Origin of the sequence: Streptomyces sp. NBRC 109706 (assembly GCF_000974485.1) — a bacterium.
Classification (GTDB): domain Bacteria; phylum Actinomycetota; class Actinomycetes; order Streptomycetales; family Streptomycetaceae; genus Streptomyces.
In genome coordinates this window covers 32,957-46,629 of sequence record NZ_BBOM01000009.1, presented here as the reverse complement: position 1 = coordinate 46,629, position 13,673 = coordinate 32,957, and the positions used below count along the sequence as shown (strand labels likewise).

The window sequence follows — 13,673 nt, the reverse complement described above, 5'->3', positions numbered from 1 at the left end:
GGGTCAGGGCGCGAGGGGGCGGTGCGGGGAGTGGGAGTGGTAGGGGCCGGTGAACAGCTTCGCGGTGCGGGCGAGTTGTTCCAGGACGCCGATGCGTTGCCCCTGGAGGAGTTGGAGCGCGGGAAAGCGGCCGGGCTCGAAGAGCAGGATGTTGAGCGATCCGCCGTACTGGAAGTTGCCGACCTTCTCGCCCTTCTCCACCGGAACCGGTGTCGACGAGGCGCCGCGCCTGAACTTCTCCACGAAGTTCACCGAACCGATGGAGTTGAGCCCGACCGGCACCAGGCCCACATAGCCCTCGCCGTCAGGGTCGCCCTGTGCGTCCTGGTAGCGCGTGCGAATGATGACATAGCCCCGCCGGAAATTACTGAACAGCGAGTAGTCGTAGCCGTATCCGACGTTTCCCCTGTTGAGGAGTTCCGGGAAGTTCCGCATGCCGTAGTACTGGCCGCCGATATCGTCGCGGGATTCCACCACCTCACCGCCGACCGGCGCGTGGTACCAGTGGTAGCTGTCGGGCAGCAGGACGCAGGACACCGCGGTGCCGCCGAGAAAGCGGTTGGTGTACGGGGAGTCGGCGAGCAGTTGACGGATGTTCATGGTGACGGTCTTGACCGGGATGGGCGTGGTGTCGGTCAGTTCGTCCACGATCATGTTGATGACGCAGTCGGCGGAGGCGACGACCACGCTGTTGTCGTCCTTGGCGTCGATCGGCCGGGCGCCGTCGACAAGTTCGCGGGTGAAGAAGGCGTTGAAGTTGGGCCAGTCCTCGATGCGGTAGTCGGCCATCCGCTTGGGCCCCAGCTCGGTCACCCATTTCTTGATGAGTTCCTTGGACTCCGGTGAGTCCATCCAACGGCCCTGGAGGTTGGTGAAGTCGGCCGTCATGCGGTAGCCGGGGCCGCGGGTCACAAAGACCATGCCGTAGTCGTTCTCGTAGTTGAGCCAGCTGAATTTCTCGATGTAGTTCAATCCGTTGTTGGGGCTCGACTCCCAGTGGTACCACTCGCGGAAGAAGTCGCAGAGAAAGCGGATATTGCGGTTTTTCCAGTCGCAACGCACCTCGTCGGGCGTATCGGCGGGCATCGGCACCACATGGGCGACGGCCGCGTCATAGAGGGTCCGGAAGCCCTCGTGGTCGGTCTCGTACCACCTGGCGATCCTCGCCAGGAACTCCTCAAGGCTCTCCGAGTACTCGTCGTCCCGCGACATCGTTGTCCCGTTCTGCTCGGTCGGTTCGTCCCCCCGCACCGGCTAAATGCCCTCCGGGCAGGGGAGTTACGCGGGGGGAGCGCCCCCGCCGCCGAGCGGCGACGGAAATCTGTTCGACGGGGTTCCGGGGTCCTGACACAGTGGCGCACCATGGCGAACTTGCGGCTTCTCACCGCCGAGGACATAGAGCTGATGCAGGGGCTGGCGCGGCGCGTCACCGCGGTGCGTCCCGATCTGGTGAACGCCGACGCGTCGGTCGGCGAACTGGCCTGGAACTGGGGGCGGGGACGCGCCACCAGGGGCGCGGGCTGGACCTGCCAACTATGGTTCGACGGCAGCGAGTTGGTGGCATGGGGCTGGTTCCGGCCGCAGCGGGACGGAGCCTGTCTGGGGTACCAGGTGCACCCCGACCACGCCGGGCTGGTCGACGAGGTGATCGACTGGTACGACCGCACGGCGGGGAACGTCGAACGCACGGTGGTGCCCTGCGCCTCGGACAGGTTCGGCCTCGAACGGTGGGCCGCGCACGGCTATCGGGAGGACGAGGGCTCCCTCGGCGACGCAGGGGACTGGACGCAGATGAACGAACGGGACCTCGACGAGCTGGAGGAGCCGGCACTGCCGGACGGGTTCCGGTTCCGCGACGCCGACGAGGTGGGCCCCGAGGCCGTGGTCCGGGCCCATGTGGACGCCTGGGCCCGGTCGACCTACACGCTGGAGGACTATCTGGGCGTCCGGGCCAGCGCCCCCTACCGGGGCGATCTGCACCTTCTGGTGGAGGCGCCGGACGGCACGATGGCGGCCTCCGCGATCATGTGGTTCGACGAGGCGAACAGCACCGTCGAGTTCGAACCGCTCGGGACGCACGTGGACTATCGGCGTCGGGGGTTGGCCAGGGCGATGATGCTGCACGGGATGCGGCGGGCGAGGGCGGCCGGGGCGATCCATGCGACGGTGGCCTGCCTGGGCGCGCCGGGCCATCCCGCCGCGCGCGAGCTGTACTACGGCGTGGGGTTCCGGCCCTTCGTCCGGGACGCGCCGCTGGTCAAGGCGGCCGAAGCGGCATCTCCTGCGTGACTGGGCCCGGTCATCTGATGTCATGGCCGGGGTGGGCCGTGTCATACCGCCGCCGTGCCTCGGCGATGACGGCGCGGTGGCCGAGGGACCAGTCGGCGAGGGCCTTGACCAGGTGGGTCAGGCCGGCCCCGGTCTCGGTCAGGCGGTAGTCGACCTGGGCCGGGACGGTCGGGTACACGGTGCGCAGGACGAGTCCGTCCCGTTCCAGCCGGCGCACGGTGAGGGTGAGCATCCGCTGGGAGATGCCGTCGATCGCGCGTTGCAGCTCCCGGAACCGGCGTGGCCCGCCGGCGAGTTCGACGACCACCAGGACGGACCACCTGTCGCCGATGCGGTCCAGGACGTCGCGGATCCCACAGTCCGGGTGATCCTCCCGCCCACAGGGATCGAGTTCGGCGGGCGCGGTGGTTACCTCGGTGTGCGTGGGTGACATCAAAATGCCTCCTTGTGACCGATGTGCGGGCGGATCAGGATCAACCGTAGCGACCGAAGAGAACCATTACGGAAGACGTGACTGACATGATCCTGGTGACCGGAGCGAACGGGAACCTCGGCTCGGCCACCCTCGCGGCCCTGCGCGCCCGTGGCGCCAACGCGACGGGTGGCAGCCGCACCCCGGGCGAGGGGATGCGGCGGCTCGACTTCGACGACCCGGCGGGCATCGACCTTCGCGGGGTGTCGACCCTGCTGCTGGTCTCCGCCGGCTATGCCGAGGACGACCGGGTCATCGGGCGGCACGCCGCCGTTCTGGACGCGGCGGTCAGGGACGGCGTGCGGCATGTCGTCTATACGAGCCTGATCGGCGCCGGCGACCATCTCGCCTTCGCGTTGGCGCACCGCGCGACCGAACGGCTGGTGCGCGCCTGCGGTCTGCCCTGGACGATCCTGCGCAACGGCCTGTACGCCGAGCTCTTCGGCGGTCTGCTGTGGTGGTCGTCCGACAACGCCGGCCCGGTGGTGGAGTCCGCGTTCGGTGACGGCGCCCTGGCCGCCGTCACCCGTGCGGACCTCGCCGAGGCCGCGGCGATCGTCGCGGCGGATCCGACGCCCCACGTCGGGCGCACCCACGAGCTGACCGGCACGCCGATCACGGCGCGGCGGGTGGCCGACCGGCTCGGGGTTCCGCATCTGACGATCGGCCTGGACGAGTACCGGCGCCGGCTCCTCGAAGAGACGCCGGGCCTGCTGCCGTTCCAGCCGCCCATGCTCGCCTCGATCGCGACCGCCATCCGCCACGGATTCCTGCACGCCACCGGCCCGGACCTCGCCGCAGTCCTCGGCCGCCAGGTCACCGACCCCCTCCCCACCGCGACCGCCGCTGCCGCCGCCACCCGTCCGGCGGCCCCGACCTCGTCCTCGTAGCGCCCCGGCCGGGCCGTCGTCGCCTCAGGCGGGTTGGCCCGCGACGGTGAGGAAGGCCACCGCGCCGGCGGCGACCAGTGCGACGGACAGCAGGCACCAGCGGCGCGCCGCGTGGAACGTGGCTCTGATCTGCCAGACATGGGCCATGGCCAGCAGCCACCGGATATGGGGATCGGTTCTGGCGATGTTCGCGCGGGCGCGCAGGAGATGATGGTCGAGCTGTTCGCGGCGGCGCGGGTCGGCCTCGGCGAGCAGGGCACGGTGGATGTTCGCGGCGATGGCGCGGTGGCGCAGCAGATCGGCCACGCTCTCGGCGGCGGAGCCGAGGAAGTCGGCGGGAGCGGCGTCGATCAGCTCCCGCAGCGGGCGGAGTGCCGGATCGGCCAGCGTCGCCGTGGTGGTGATCGGGGGCACCAGCACCCGACTGATATGCCAGATCGCGACGGTCACCCCGGTGAGCGCCACCAGCAGCGCCGCCCCGGCGATCAGCGCGTCGCGCGCCCCGTCGATCCTGCTCACCGCGACCAAAGGGCCGCCGCCGATCAGCGCGGCGCCCACCGCGCCGAAGGCGGCGATCAACCACCGTGCCGCCGCCCGCAGTTCGGGAACGGCCTCCAGCGGGGACGGCAGCGGGGCGCGGGTGTCGTCGGGGGGTGCCGCGCTCACGCGGGGTCGTCCCCCCGGCTCACCGCGTTGGGCGCGGCGTCGTCCTCGGGGACATCCGGGTAGGAGACCCAGTCCGTTCCGTCGAAGAACTCCAGCTCACCGTCTTCGCCAAGCCGCACATCGTTGACCCTCGGCGCCCGTTCCATCCGTCCAGTATGGCAGTCGCCGCCTTCAACCACCCCGGGATTCAACGGTGTTGAGGTAGTGCAGCACGGCGGCGACCAGCGCGCGGTGCATCGGCTGGACCAGGCGCGTGGCGAGCGCCGCATCGCGGGCGCCGGCGAGGATCCGATCGAGGGGCTGAACGATCGGGGCGAGCGGGGGACTGGCTCGGAAGTCGTCGACGGCCTCCCTGGCCGCCTCGGCCATCGTCGCCTCGCCGGCCGCGGCGGCGACGATGTTCCCCAGCGGGAGCCCCAGATGCATCGCCGGCCAGAGTTCGACCGGGACGGACACCCGGCCGGCGAGCGCGTCCAGGGCCCGGCGCGCCACCGGCGCGTCCAGGGCCGAGAGTCCGGTGAGCACGGCGGGCGAGCGGTCCCCGTCAAGCAGCCGCCGCAGCACCGCCGCCAACGGCGTGAAGTTCGGTGCCAGCGCGTCGAGTTGGGCCAGGCGTTGGCGCAGCTTCACGCCGGCCGCGCTGTTGCCCCGGCCGGCGGCCACCAGGGCCGCGACCAGCGGCTCCCACACCATGCCCCAGACGGCCTCGGTCAGCGCCGCGCTGTCCTCCCGCCGACCGGCCTGGGCGCGCGCCTCGTCGACGACGGCCGTCAGGGCGCGGCGCAGCTCCGCCGGATCGGGCACGAGCCGGGCGAGCAGCCGGCCCAGGTCCACCCCCGGCACCTCGGCCACCCGTGCCGCCAACTCGTCGATGTTCAGAGGGAGTCGGGCGGCGTCGCCGAACTCGGCGAGGTCGCCGGCGAGGGCCTGGAGCGCCTCGGCGGATCTGCCCTGGATGCGGGCGGCGAGCAGGGCGGCGGCGCAGTGGTGGGCGGTCGCGCCGGCCGCGTCCCCGGCGTGGACCTTGAGATAGGTGCCCAGATTCACATGGCCCACCACGATGACCGCCGGAACCCCCGCCCGGTAGGCGTAGCGCAGCGCGTCCCGTTCGCGGTCGATGGCGACCCGGCCGTGCCCGCGCGCGTCCTCGACATTGGCGAGCGCGCCGAACACCTCCCCGAGCCACATCGGATCGCCGGCCGCCTCGAACACCGCGCGGCAGCTCTCCAGCAGCTCCAACGCCTCGGCCTCCCGGCCGAGTCGGAGCAGCGGCATATAGGAGGGGAACCGGGCCTCGGCGAGATCAGGGGCCGGCGCGCCGCGCGCCCGTTTGGAGGCGTGGACGGCGTCGCCGTAGCCGATCGCCCGCTGCCAGGCGCCGGCGGTGACGGCGGCGCGCTGCGCGGTGTCGTGCAGTTCCTCCCAGCTCTCCCACCAGGTCACGGCCTCGGCGCCCACCGGCTCCCTGGGCAGGGCGCTCATCCGGCCGCGCAACTCGTCCACCACGGCCAGCACCTCGGTCGCCCTGCCCTGATCGGCCAGCACCCGCAACCGCTGGGCCTCCAGGTGGAGTTGGGTCCACGCGCCGGACCGGGCCCGCCGGCCGGCGACGATCGCGGCCTCGGCATGGGCCAGGGCCTCGTCGAAGCGCCCGGCGCGCACACAGAGACCGGCCAGCGCGCTGGACGCCGAGGCCACGGCGGCCTGGTCGCCGTCCTCCTCCGCCCTGGCCAGCCGCGCCCGGGCCTGCCGCTCGGCCGTCGTCTGGTCGAGCGCCGCAACGGCGCGGGTGAGCGCGCCACTTCGGGGCGCCCCTGAGTCGGCGGCGGCCGACAGCGCGGCCAGCCGCCGCAGCACGGGCATCACCCGGGCGAGCGTGGGCCGCGCCTGGTCCCGCTGCAGCACCGCCTCCAACAGCGCCTCGGCCGTCGACCAGTCCCGCAGCCGGATCAGATACGGGGCGGCGGAGAGCCCGGCCCGCGCTATCAACGGGCCGGTGAGTGCGGCGTGTTGGGCCTCGGTGCCCTCGCGCTGCCAGGCCATCCGGAAGACCGTCATCCAGTAGCCGGCCGACAGTTCGTCCACCTGTCGCCGGAACGCCGGGCCGGCCCGGGCGCGGCCCTGATCGGCCACCGTCGACTGGACCTCGAACGGCGCGGCGTCGGCCGCGAGGCCCGGCCGAACGGTGAGCAGTCCGCCGGCGGTCAGGGCCCGCAGGCCCTCGTCCAACGGTTCCTTCCGGTGTCCCCGCTGGTCGCGCAGCACCGGCCAGATGTGCTCGACGGTGGGGCGGGTGCGGTCGTCCTGCTCCAGGCAGCACAGCAGATGGAACAAGTCGACGTGCGTCGGCGGCAGTTGGTCGACGATGCTGTCGGCCCAGCCGTGCAGCACCCGGAGGTAGTCGGCCTCGTCCGTGGCCGGCTCCCCGGTGGGCGCTCCGCCGGTGAGGAAGCCGGCGCGCGGCCCGCCGGCCTCGGCCCATGCCCGGCCGGCCGTCGTCGGGACCCTCGCGAGCCGGTCCGGATCGGACGCGTGGGCGTCGATCAGCTCCAGCAGTCCGGGATGGCCACGCGCCATATCGAGCAGCGCGGTGCCCCAGCGGCGGGCCGCCCGCGCCTCAAGCCCCGGCATCCGGCCGTCGACCAGCCGCGCCAGCTGCGGCAACTCCCGTGCCAGCAACAGTACTTCGTCGGGACTCAGCAGCGGAACCGGCTCGGCGCGCAGCGCCGCCCCTACGGGCGGTGTCCGGGCGGTGACGATCAGCCGGCTGGCGCCTCCTGGCGGCGCGAGCGCGTCCAGCAGCCCGGCCCAGCGCCGGTCACGCCAGTCTCCCGAGGCTGTCAGCAGGGCGTCGACCCGGTCGAGCACCAGGAGCAGCCGGGAGCCGGACAGCCGACGGGAGACCCGGGCGAGGATCGCGTCGAACCGCTCGAACCGCTCGTGCGCCGCCGGCAGCGGGACCAGGTCCGTTGCGCCCAGGGCCCGTTCGAGTCGCAGCGTCAGATCGGCCAGGGCCGCCCCCGCGTCCACATCGCCGTCCGCCCTCGGCTCCGGTGCCTCGAACCAGAGCACGTGGTCGAAGGCGTGGTCATGGGTGGCGGCCAACTCCCAGGCGCAGGCGGTCTTTCCGACGCCCGGCATGCCATGGAGCAGCACCCCGCCCCGGCCACTGCCGGGCGCCAGGGCGGCGCTGGCCCGGGCCAAAAGGGCCACCCTGCCGACGAACCGCGCGGGCGGGTCGGGGAGTCGGGTCGCAGCGGCAGGCGGGGCCTTGGCGCGGGAGCGGCCGGTGGTCAGCGTCAGGGTGGCGGCCGGCGCACCGAAGAGGGCCGGCGTCATCGCCCGCAGCGCACCGGGCCGTGCCGCCGACTCGGCGTCAACGCCGGGTAGTTCCGCCCGTTCCCCCCGTTCCGCCCGTTCGGCCAGTTGGGTCAGGGCGATGGCCAGGGCCCGGGGCAGCGGCCGGCCGTCGAACAGCAGGGACCGGTAAAGGCGTTGGGCGAGCGCGATGGCATAGCCGTCCTCCACCGGATAGCGCATCGCCAGCACCGCGCACCCCAGCCGGTCCACCAGCTCCGTCGCGGTGGCGGCGACGGGACGCCGCTTCGGCGCCGACTCGTCGGGGGAGGGCTCGACGAGCGGCAGATCGAGCAGCCGCCGCTGTTCGTTGGCCGCCAGGGTCGCCGACCAACAGGCCGAAAGGCTCACCAACCGCACGCCCCGCGCCCCGGCGAGCAGATCCGTGAGATCCGCCTCCGGAACGCGGTCCGGCCGGCCGTCATCCGTCTCCAGCAACAGCTCTCCCGGGGCGCCGTGGCCCGACAGATGCAGCACGTCCCAGCCCTCCGGGCGGGCCAGCACCGCGCGCAGCCGCTCGCGGGTCACGCCGTACTGCAGGGTGCGCAACTCGACGCGGTGGCCCGCGCGTCGGGCCTCGTCGAAGAGTCGGGTCAGGGCCAGCCGTTCCCGGCGCAGATTGAGCGCCCGGCTGCCCTCCGGCTGACTGAACAGGGCCAACACCCGGATCGGCCCCGCGTCGCCCCGGCGGGCCCGGCCGACGGTCGGCGCGTCGGCGAACTCCATGACCAGCGACACGTTCCGCAGGGCGATGGGGCGCCCGCCCACCCGCGCCATCTCCAGCGGGGTGAAGAGCAGCCGCCGGGCGGCCGGCGGGACGACGACGCGCACCACGGCGGGAGCGGCCGCCACCAGCGCGGGCGCGACGGGGCCCAGCACCTCCTCCGCGATCCAGGTGCCCACCTCGCGGACGATCTCCGCCTCCCGGTCGGCCCTGATATCGGGGGCGGCATGGCGGCGCAGATAGGCGGGGAGATCGGTGAACGCCTCGTACGCGGGATGCCGTCGGTCGAGGCGCACCCGGTGGCTGGCCAGCACCCGGCCGCCGGGCCCGTTGCCATGCGGCCGGGTGAGCACCCAACGCCACCGGTCGGGACCGGCCACCTCGTCCACTTCCAGGCGGAGTTGGGCCACCATGCCGCGCTGCCTCCCTCCTCGCGACTTCACCGCGCCGGTCAGAGCTGTCAGGGTTGTCAGAGCTGTCAGGGCGGTTGGAGCCTGAGCCGTCAGAACCCGAAAGTGCGCCTTGCCTGCCGGAGGTGGGCGATGGTGCGCTCGATGCCGGGCCGCGCCGGATGGTTGGGCGGCAACCCCCGCAGGCCCTGTTCATACATCGTCAGCGCCTCAAGGAGCTGGCTCACGGACCCCGCCCCTCCCAGGCCCAACAGGGCGCCGCCCAAGTTGATATGACGACTCGCCAGCAGCGGATCCCCGACCGGTGTGTCGCGCAGCGCCGCGCGGGCGTGCTCGACCGCCTCACGCTGCAGCGCGGGATCGGGGTGCTGGGCGGTGCGGCGCAGCAGGGCGTTGGCGAGATTGGACTCCAGGCCGGCGTGTTCGGGATCGCCGGGCGGGGTGAGGTCGAGGGCCCCCCGGGAGAGCGCGATCGACTCGTCGATGGCCTCGACGTCCCGGGTGGTTTCGAAGAGCTCCTGCAGGCTCGTGGCGAGCGAGGACATATGACGCGCCATCAACTCGTCGCCGGGCGGCGAGACTTCGACGGCCTGCCGGCCGAACGCCACCGAACTGTCCAGCGCTTGGCGGCTCCTGGACCGTTCCCAGAGCTGGCGGTAGATCATGCACAGCCCGGACAGCGATGCCGCATGGCGCGGATCGTCCGGACCGTAGTGATCCCTGGCGCGCAGCGTCGCCTCTCGCGCGGCCTCCAGAAGCCCGGGCTCGCCGGTGTCCCGGTGGGCCAGTCGAAGCCGCTCGGCGGCGTCGAACGGGTCGGATTCATCCGGCGTCCGCTGTGTTCGCTCCGACTGCCGTGGTCGCCGTTCTTCCTGTGCTCGCCGCGATCTGCGGAACCAGCTGGCCACGCCCACCCCCTGGTGTCGACATGCCGCCACCGACCCTCAACGGTAGCCCCCGGACGGGCCCCGGTCCATCGTCCCCGCGTCAGCCCGGCCGCCCGTCGGCGCCGTGGGCCAGCGCGCCGGGGGAGAGGCGGCCGACGATGGCCGGGGCCTCCTGGAGGAGGGTTTCGCCGGTGAGCGCCGCCACCATGAACGGCGCGAAGTCCACCCGCCGGTAGTCGAGGCCGGCGTGAACGGATTCCGGCTCGTCCGGTGGGTTGACGGTCGTTTATCTTCTGGAAACACGGCGATAGGCATTGTTAAGTCCCGTTCACACACGGGGCGTTAGCGTGGTGTTCACCCAGGGACATCCACGGGAAGGAATATTGGGTTCGACGCCGGAGCCGGCTGCCCCCCGTCCGCCGGCGCCCCCGACCGGCATCCGCTCACTGAAGGAGACGAGCCGTGCACAGTAACGAGATGGCCGTTTTCGGAGTCTCCGAGTCGGAAGAGAAGGTTTATCGGCATTTTCTACGTCACCCCGAAACCAGCAGCCACGGTATTCATCTGGTGCTCGACGAGAACGAGGAGCAGGTGGCCGATGCCGTCGAGAGACTTGTGCGGTTGCATCTGCTGAGACCCGGGGATCGGCCGGACGAGTTGATTCCGGCCGATCCTGAGCTTGCCGTCGCCCGGCTGACGGAGCTGCGCCTGCGGGACATGTACCAGGAGATCCAGCGGATCACCCAGAGCCATCATGTGCTTGCCGAGCTACGCGCGGAGACCGCCGCCCGGGACCACGCCCGTTCGGCGCCCGGGTCCTTCACCGAGCAGGGGGTCGAGGAGCTGGACGGCCGCGAGGAGCTGCGTGGCCGGATGGAGGATCTGGTTTTCTTCGCCCGGGAGGAAATCGTATCCGTCGAGCCCGGTATCCATCTGATGGCCGAACAGGTGGGCCAGGCCCAGGGGTTGGAGTGGCGCGCGCTGCGCAGGGGGGTGCGGCGGCGGCTGGTGGTGCCGAGGGCCGCGCTGCACCACCAGCCGGTGGCCGGTTATCTCCGGGAGCTGATGGCGCGCGGCGGCCGGGTGCGGGTGGCCACGGAGATGTCCGATCAGGTCGCTGTCTACGACCGCCGGGTCGCGTTGATGCCGCAGGACCCGAAGAACATCGAGCACGGCGCCCTGCTGGTCCGGGGCCGGGCGCTGGTCACCACGCTGCTGGGGCTCTTCGAGAAGGTATGGGAGCAGGCTGAGGAGGTGACGGTCGAGCTGCGGGATCCGGCGGAGAGCCAGATGCCCGAGCTGTCCGAGGCGGAGCTGCGGGTGCTCCATGTGATGTGCGTGGCGGGCAAGGACGAGTCGGGCGCCCGTGAACTCGGCGTCTCGGTACGCACCTACCGACGCCATGTCGCCGATGTGATGCGCCGGCTGGGCGCCTCCACCCGCGCCCAGGCGGCCCTGCTGGCCCGGGAGCGCGGCTGGCTCTGACGCGTGTGCCCCGCCTCGGGCGGCGGCCCTGAGCGCTCAGGCGTCGCGGTCGCACGGGGGGAGACAGGGGCCGAAGTGCTCGGCGACCGTCTCGGCGACCGCGGTGGCGTCCTGGGAGCCGTCGACCTCGATCACGCGGATGCCGAGTCGACGGGCGGTGCGGACGGCGTCCTCGGCCACGAGGCGGTCCCGGGCAAGGCGGTTGGCCTGTGCTCGGGCCGGGTCGCTGACGGCGTGGTCGAGCGAGGCGGCCCGGGGCAGCTCGCGGAGCTGGTGCCGGCGGAACCCGGGGGTGGGCACCATGACGACCATCCGGCTCGGTGAGTCGATGACGGGCGCGACGAGTTCGGGGCGCAGTCCCCAGCCCTCGGCGATGATCGGATGGCCCGAGACAAGCGCGCGCAGGTCGTCCAGAGCCCAGGCGAACCGGATGGGAAAGCCGGCCAGGGTCTCGGCAGCCATCTCCTCGGGGGTGCCGTGGACCCACACCGTGTCCGGATCGGGGCCGGTGGCGGGCTCGCCGAGGCTGATGCGACGGGCGATCCTGCGGTCGTCGTGACCGCGGGCGTCGTGGTAGTCGTAGTGATAGGCGGTGACTCCGTACCGCTCGGCCAACAGCCGGGCCACGGTGGACTTTCCGGCCCACTGGCCGCCGCCGATCCACAGCGCGCGGCGCAGGGTGCCAAAGGGGTCCCAGACCTCGCCGGCCGAGCGGGCGTCCTGGTCGGTCATGCGCGGTCCTCCATGGCATGAGGGGCGGTGGCCCGGTGGGTGTCGCGATCCCGCGTCCTCGGGGCGTCAGAGCTCCACGCGCCAGCCCACGAAGGCATGGTGGGCGAGGGCGTCCCAGATGGCGTGGCGGGCCTGGGCGGGGCCGTCGTCGGCGGGGACGGCGATGCGCAGGCGGATGCGTTCCGGCTCGACGAGCAGGCCGTGCGGCACATGGGCGCGCAGCAGCCAGAGCAGCCGCACCGCGGTGGTCTCGGCGGGCAGCGCGTCCAGGCCGCCACGGACCACCGCCACCTCCTGGACGCTGTGCGGATAGCTCAACCGGACTCCTCGCTCGGTGCCGACGCGTGCGCGGCACGCGCTTCCCCCGCCTCCCGTTCCCGGAGGAACGCGTGACGGGCGGCGGTGACCAGCGCCTCGACGCCGGTGGGCAGCGCGGTGCGCACATCGGGGGCGAACGCGGGCGAGTGGTTGCCGGGGACGGTGCGTTCCTCCTCGGCGGCGGCGCGCCAGGCCGCGGCGGACACGGTGCCGAGCATCCAGTAGCCCAGGCGGACAGCGCGGTGGCCGTGCGAGGCCGCGCCGTCCGCGCCGAACCAGCCGAAGTCCTCTGCGGCGGTCGCCGGTGACCAGGGCAGCACCCGGCCCCGGCCGAACGCCGCCGTGTGCGCGGCGCCCAACTCGGCGGCGAGCGCCGCGTCGGGCAGCAGCGTCCGGGAACGGGAGCGGACGGTGATCTCCGGCGGGCGCGGCGCGCCCGAGCCCTGGGCCTCTGCGGTCAGCACCCGCCGCACCGCGCCGAGCAGCCGCTCCAGCGTCGGCTCGGCGAACGCCCGTAGGCTCAGGCCGAGTTCGGCACGGTCGGGGATCACATTGGACTCGGTGCCGGCCCGCAGCCGACCCACGGTGAGCACGGCCTGTTCGGCCGGCGCGGTCTCGCGGGAGACGACGGTCTGCAGCCGGAGCACGGCGGCGGCCGCCGCCACCACCGGGTCGACGGTCAGCTGCGGCGCGCCGGCGTGGCCGCCGGTGCCGTGCAGAACGGCGTCGACGGCGATGGTGCCGGCCAACATGGGGCCCTGGCCATGCGCGACGGTGCCCGCCGGCAGCGGCGCCGTGTGCTGGGCGAGCACGGTGTCGGGCGGGCCCGCCACCTGGTAGAGGCCGTCCGCCAGCATGGCGCGGGCGCCGGTCAGGGTCTCCTCGGCCGGTTGGCCGACGACCAGCAGGGTGCCGCGCCAGCCGTCGGTGTCCCTCGCGAGCAGCCGGGCGGCGCCGGCGAGGGCGGCCAGATGCAGATCGTGGCCACAGGCGTGGGAGACGCCGGGCACCTCGCTGCGGTAGGGGAGGCCGGTCTCCTCCGCGACGGGCAGCGCGTCGAGTTCGGCGCGCAGCAGCACGGTGGGGCCCTCGCCCCGCCGGAGCACCCCGACGACGCCGTGCCCGCCGAGGTCCCGGGTGACGGCATAGCCGTCCTCCGCGAGCCAGGAGGCGAACCGGCCGGCCGTTTCCCGTTCGGCGCCGGCGAGTTCGGGTCTGAGGTGGAGGGCGACATAGAGTTCGACGGCGGACCGGAGGACATCCGGCGGCACGGCCATGGCGGTGCTCCTCTCTGACCGCCCCCCATCCTGCCAAATCTCTTGATCACCATCGGAACAGGCCGCTGTCACCTGACGTCAGTGGCATGACAGCGGAACCGCTGCGGGGGTGGCAGCGCGTCGAGTTGTCATGGTCGGGACAGAGGCGACTCGCGTTTCCGGGGTC

Annotated in this window: 13 protein-coding genes; 3 read left to right on the top strand and 10 right to left on the bottom strand. The window is 72.8% G+C overall.

What is annotated here, in order from left to right; translation table 11 throughout:
• Positions 1–3: 3 nt before the first annotated feature.
• Positions 4–1,212 (bottom strand): phosphatidylserine decarboxylase, encoded by a 1,209-nt coding sequence (locus AOM46_RS19795; protein WP_062213885.1) that lies wholly within the window; start codon positions 1,210–1,212, stop codon positions 4–6.
• Between the two features lie 150 nt (positions 1,213–1,362).
• Here AOM46_RS19795 and AOM46_RS19790 point away from each other — a divergent pair, with 150 nt between their 5' ends.
• Positions 1,363–2,289: an N-acetyltransferase gene (locus tag AOM46_RS19790; protein ID WP_062213883.1), complete on the top strand. Its 927-nt coding sequence runs from the start codon at positions 1,363–1,365 to the stop codon at positions 2,287–2,289.
• Positions 2,290–2,299: 10 nt separating this feature from the next.
• Here AOM46_RS19790 and AOM46_RS19785 read toward each other — a convergent pair whose 3' ends face one another.
• Positions 2,300–2,722: a helix-turn-helix domain-containing protein gene (locus tag AOM46_RS19785; protein WP_062213881.1), complete on the bottom strand. Its 423-nt coding sequence runs from the start codon at positions 2,720–2,722 to the stop codon at positions 2,300–2,302.
• 86 nt (positions 2,723–2,808) lie between these two features.
• On the opposite strand from AOM46_RS19785, the gene AOM46_RS19780 reads away from it, so the two are divergent.
• Positions 2,809–3,651 (top strand): NAD(P)H-binding protein, encoded by an 843-nt coding sequence (locus AOM46_RS19780; RefSeq protein ID WP_062213879.1) that lies wholly within the window; start codon positions 2,809–2,811, stop codon positions 3,649–3,651.
• Positions 3,652–3,675: 24 nt separating this feature from the next.
• Here the strand turns inward: AOM46_RS19780 and AOM46_RS19775 are convergent, their stop codons facing one another.
• From AOM46_RS19775 to AOM46_RS35865, 5 genes are all read right to left on the bottom strand, one after another.
• Positions 3,676–4,317, bottom strand: coding sequence for a hypothetical protein (locus AOM46_RS19775; protein ID WP_234313873.1), 642 nt, complete (start codon positions 4,315–4,317; stop codon positions 3,676–3,678).
• Entirely contained in the window at positions 4,314–4,463 is a 150-nt protein-coding gene (locus tag AOM46_RS34115; RefSeq protein ID WP_158920509.1) for a hypothetical protein, read from the bottom strand. The genes AOM46_RS19775 and AOM46_RS34115 overlap by 4 nt, the downstream gene beginning before the upstream one ends.
• 25 nt (positions 4,464–4,488) lie before the next feature.
• Entirely contained in the window at positions 4,489–8,811 is a 4,323-nt protein-coding gene (locus AOM46_RS19770; protein ID WP_062213877.1) for an AAA family ATPase, read from the bottom strand.
• Positions 8,812–8,900: 89 nt separating this feature from the next.
• The gene (locus tag AOM46_RS19765; protein WP_158920507.1) at positions 8,901–9,716 is read right to left on the bottom strand and encodes a hypothetical protein; all 816 of its coding nucleotides are present in this window, start codon (positions 9,714–9,716) and stop codon (positions 8,901–8,903) included.
• Between the two features lie 79 nt (positions 9,717–9,795).
• The gene (locus tag AOM46_RS35865; RefSeq protein ID WP_267887814.1) at positions 9,796–9,921 is read right to left on the bottom strand and encodes a hypothetical protein; all 126 of its coding nucleotides are present in this window, start codon (positions 9,919–9,921) and stop codon (positions 9,796–9,798) included.
• 251 nt (positions 9,922–10,172) lie between these two features.
• On the opposite strand from AOM46_RS35865, the gene AOM46_RS19760 reads away from it, so the two are divergent.
• The gene (locus AOM46_RS19760) at positions 10,173–11,180 is read left to right on the top strand and encodes a helix-turn-helix transcriptional regulator (protein ID WP_062213872.1); all 1,008 of its coding nucleotides are present in this window, start codon (positions 10,173–10,175) and stop codon (positions 11,178–11,180) included.
• Positions 11,181–11,216: 36 nt separating this feature from the next.
• On the opposite strand, the gene AOM46_RS19755 is transcribed toward AOM46_RS19760, so the two are convergent.
• The 3 genes from AOM46_RS19755 to AOM46_RS19745 all read right to left on the bottom strand — a co-directional run bounded on the left by AOM46_RS19755 (position 11,217) and on the right by AOM46_RS19745 (position 13,507).
• Positions 11,217–11,912, bottom strand: a complete 696-nt coding sequence (locus tag AOM46_RS19755) for a hypothetical protein (RefSeq protein WP_062213870.1) — start codon at positions 11,910–11,912, stop codon at positions 11,217–11,219.
• 66 nt (positions 11,913–11,978) lie between these two features.
• Positions 11,979–12,230 carry a hypothetical protein gene (locus tag AOM46_RS19750; protein WP_062213868.1) on the bottom strand — a complete coding sequence of 84 codons (252 nt, stop codon included), beginning with the start codon at positions 12,228–12,230 and terminating at the stop codon, positions 11,979–11,981.
• Positions 12,227–13,507 carry an amidohydrolase gene (locus AOM46_RS19745; RefSeq protein ID WP_078857011.1) on the bottom strand — a complete coding sequence of 427 codons (1,281 nt, stop codon included), beginning with the start codon at positions 13,505–13,507 and terminating at the stop codon, positions 12,227–12,229. The genes AOM46_RS19750 and AOM46_RS19745 overlap by 4 nt, the downstream gene beginning before the upstream one ends.
• Positions 13,508–13,673: the final 166 nt, after the last annotated feature.